This window comes from Candidatus Deferrimicrobiaceae bacterium (genome assembly GCA_035256765.1).
Taxonomy (GTDB): Bacteria; Desulfobacterota; Deferrimicrobia; order Deferrimicrobiales; family Deferrimicrobiaceae; genus CSP1-8.
In genome coordinates, this window is the sequence record DATEXR010000006.1 from 1 (window position 1) to 3,871 (window position 3,871).

Here is a 3,871-nt window from a genome sequence, read left to right on the forward strand (position 1 = left end):
ACCTTTTGACCGACCGCGAGAGGATCTTTCTCACCCATCTCTCCTCGTGCGCCGGTTGAGCGTCCAAATTGGGGCAGGGGGTCCTTGCCCGGATATTGGCCGCCGTTCCGCCGCCGGACGATCCCCGTGTGCTCGTGGGGACCTCCCACGCCGATGACGCGGGGGTGTTCCGCCTTTCCGAAGAAGAGGCGCTGGTGGCCACCGTCGACTTTTTCACCCCGGTGGTCGACGACCCGTACCTGTACGGCGCCATCGCCGCCGCCAACTCCTTGAGCGACATCTACGCCATGGGGGCTACGCCTCTCTTCGCCCTGGCCGTAGCCGCCTTCCCGGACGACGCGAAGATCCTCCCCCTGCTGGCGGACATCATGGCCGGGGCCGCCGACAAGGCGAAGGAAGCGGGCATCTGCATCATCGGGGGGCACACGGTCCGGGACAAGGAGCCCAAGTTCGGGCTTTCGGTCACGGGGAGGGTCCACCCGGAGAGAATCTGGGACAACCGGGGGGCGAAGCCCAAGGACGTCATCGTGCTGACCAAGCCGATCGGGACGGGGATCGTCACGACGGCGATCAAGTGGGGGATCGCCCCGCAAGAGACCACGAAAGCCGCGATCCGTTCGATGACAAGGCTCTCCGCCGGGGCCGCCCGCGCGGGGCGGGAGGCCGGCATCCACACGGCCACGGATGTCACCGGGTTCGGCCTTCTCGGGCACCTGATCGAGGTCCTCGAGGGGAGCGACCTCTGCGCCGAGATCCGGCTCAAGGACGTCCCGGTCTTCCCGGGGGTGCGCGACCTGATGAGGCGCCGCGTGGTGGCGGCGCTCTCCGGCCGCCGGACCTTCCCGGGCGCCTCGTTCCTCCACTCCCGGTTCGGCTCTCCGCCCGTCCCCGGCGGCACCCACGAAAATATCTCGTTCCAGATCGCCAAGGTGCGCGTGCCGCCTCTCCTCCCGGAGGAGGAGATTCTTCTGCTTGCCGACCCCCAGACCTCGGGCGGGCTTCTCCTGTTCGTCCCCGAGGAGCGCGCCGAGGCGCTCCTGCAAGCCCTCGCGCGGGAGGGGGAGGGGGCGTGGACGATCGGCCGCACCCTCGCGATGCCGGGGCCCGAGATGCACCGCGTCACCGTCGTCTGATCGGGGTATACTTCTTCCAGCCGCTACGACCGATTCCCTTCGGAGGTTCCCTCATATGGATCGTCTTTCGTCGGCCGGGATGCTGGTTGCGCGCGTCCTCCTGTCGGGCATCTTCCTTTCCTCCGGCGTGCAGAAGATCTTCGCGTTCTCCGGGACCCAGGCCTACATGGCGAAGTTCGGGATGAAGATGACGGGGCTCTTCCTGGTCCTGGCCATCCTCTTCGAGATCGGGGGGGGGCTCTCCGTCCTCCTGGGGTACTACCCGCGCCTGGGCGCGCTCGCCCTTCTCCTTTTCCTGATCCCGACGACGGCCGTCTTCCACCGGGATTTTTCCAACCCCGCCCAGATCGTCCAATTCGTAAAGAACGTGGCGATCATGGGGGGCCTGCTGGCCGTCCTCTCGGCGGGAGGGGGGGAGTTCGTCTTCCGCCGGAAGACCTAAGAACAGGGACGTTCCTAAAAAGCAAGGGGACGTTCTTAAAACTTTTCAGAATGGATGGGGACGTTCATGAAACTTCCCGATGGCCGGTGGCCAGGAGGAAGGATGCGGAACCGTGCGTGCAAAAAAAAGTATAGGAACGTCCCTTTGCTTTCGAAAAAGTTCCGTCGCGCTCCTGTTTTTTCCGGAGCCGGGTCGGTGGTAGTATGGTGAATAAAAACCGGGGACGTTCCTAAGAACGGGGACGTTCCTGAGTTTTTCATCCTGCATGCGAGATGGCGCGGAGGTGAGGGGATGAGCAAGATCGACATCGGGCGCGCAAGGTCGCTTTCCATCAAGTGTCTTTCGGAGGTCTCCTGGCACGACAACGCCCGGATGCGGCAGGATGTACGGGAGGCCGGGGGCCTGGGCGTCGACCAGTTCGACGTGAAGTGGACGCCGGAGAACGCCGCGGGGGTCTCGTCCCTCATCGAATCCGTGGACGGAGGGGGCCGCAACCGGAAGTTCCTCATGGACGTGGGATGGGACGTCGAGTACATGGACCAGGTATTCCGCCGCGAGGGGATCGACCGGATGCTCGCTGCCGGCGAGATCCACTTCCTCTACATCACCCACGAGCACGTCGACCACTTCTGGGGCCTTCCCGCCGCCGTAAAATATCGCCCTGACGTGAAGATCCTGATCCCGACCGGCTTCTCGGAGAAGAGCCGGGAGATCATCCGGCAATCGGGCCACACGGGGAAGGTGGTGGAGCTCGGTCCGGAGGGTCCGCACCTCCTGTTCCCCGGCTGCGCCTCGGTCACCTTCGACATCCCGATCTTTCTCAAGACCCACGGGGAGCAGGTCCTCTACTTCCACGTGGAGGGGCGGGGGATGATCACCGTCACGGGATGCTGCCACCAGGGCGTCCTCGGGCTTCTGGAGTACGCACAGGAGAACTTCGACGGCTTCTTGGAGTTCCACGGGATCTACGGGGGGCTGCACATCTCGCCGTTCGAGGAGTGGGGGCCCGCCCAGGACGAACTGCTGGACAAGCTCTCCTCCTTCCGGGTGCAGCGATTCGCCTGCAACCACTGCACGGGGGTCCTGACCGTCCAGAAGATGCTCGAGCGCGGGATGCCCGTCGTGCGCGGGTCGGGAAGGCACGGCAGCAAGAGCGAGCTCTACCTGGGCAACGGCGACACAGTCGTGTTCTGACGGCGCCCCCGCGTCACGGGGACGACCCTCCCGATGCATTCCACCGGGCGATCAGCGAAGAGACGATCCGCACCATCGCTTCGATCCCCGAAAGGGGGATCCGTTCGTCCACGCCGTGGATCCGCCCGAACTCCCCCCGTGGCAGAAGCAGCGGGGCCAGCCCGTAGGTGTCGATCCCCAGCGATCGGTAGAAGCGCGAATCGGTGAACCCGGTGGACAGGTAAGGGATGACGACGGCGTCCGGGTGCACCGACCGGATCGCATCCTCCAGCGCGTCGAACAGGGGCCCCCGCGGCGACCCGTTCGGCCTCTCGGCGAAGTCGATCTCCACGCGGACGGACAGATCCTGCACCATCTCCCGCACCCGGCCGGCCACGTCCTCCGGATCCTCGCCCGGCAGAATGCGGCAGTCCACCGTCCCCTCCGCCTTCGCGGGGATCACGTTCGGCTTGAATCCCGCCGCAAGCGTCGTCACGGCGAACGTGTTGCGCAGCAGCGGGTCGATCTCGGGATACGCGGAAGCGAACTCCTCCAGTTTCGCGACATCCCCGGGCCCCCCGTCAAGCGTTGCCGGGTCGAGGGCGATCCGCCCCAACGCGAAAAGGGTCCGCATCATCTCCCGTACCGGGTCGCAAAGCCGCGTGGGACCGCGATACTCGGCGATCCTCGCCATCGCCCGGGAAAGCCTGGCCGGGGCGTCACGGGGCGACGGGCGGCTTCCGTGCCCGGCCCTCCCCTCCGCGGAAAGGGTGAGCCACAGCGGCCCCTTCTCCCACAGGGTCACGAGGAAGAAATCCCCCTCCCCGAAGAGGTCCTGGACGCCCACGCCCCCCTCGTTCATCCCGAACGCGCGCCCGAAGGATACGGGGAGGTTCCGGACGAAGTACTCCGCCCCTTCCTTCCCCCCGACCTCCTCGTCGGCGTTCGCCACGAGGAAGAGCTTGCGGCGCAGCGTCCCGGCCCGGGCGGCGCCGATCGCGGCGCACAGGTGCGCCACCCCGAGCCCCTTGGTGTCCAGCGTCCCGCGGCCGTACATGTATCCGTCCCGGATCTGCGCGGAGAACGGCGGAACGCTCCACTCCTCCGCCCGCGCCGGCACGAC

4 protein-coding genes are annotated in these 3,871 nt (G+C 66.5%); 3 read left to right on the forward strand and 1 reads right to left on the reverse strand.

Translation table 11 applies throughout. The features are described 5' to 3' along the window. Positions 1–5 precede the first annotated feature (5 nt). The 3 genes from selD (at position 6) to VJ307_00160 (ending at position 2,769) form a co-directional block, all read left to right on the forward strand. A complete protein-coding gene (selD, locus tag VJ307_00150) occupies positions 6–1,133 on the forward strand; it encodes a selenide, water dikinase SelD (GenBank protein HJX72535.1) in 1,128 nt (375 codons plus the stop codon). A gap of 55 nt (positions 1,134–1,188) precedes the next feature. After that, positions 1,189–1,575, forward strand: a complete 387-nt coding sequence (locus VJ307_00155; protein ID HJX72536.1) for a DoxX family protein — start codon at positions 1,189–1,191, stop codon at positions 1,573–1,575. Between the two features lie 291 nt (positions 1,576–1,866). Further along, complete coding sequence (locus VJ307_00160; GenBank protein HJX72537.1) at positions 1,867–2,769, forward strand: hypothetical protein; 903 nt, start codon at positions 1,867–1,869, stop codon at positions 2,767–2,769. A gap of 13 nt (positions 2,770–2,782) precedes the next feature. On the opposite strand, the gene VJ307_00165 is transcribed toward VJ307_00160, so the two are convergent. Beyond that, positions 2,783–3,871 (reverse strand): M20/M25/M40 family metallo-hydrolase (locus VJ307_00165; protein HJX72538.1); only part of this gene is annotated, 1,089 nt, incomplete at its 5' end.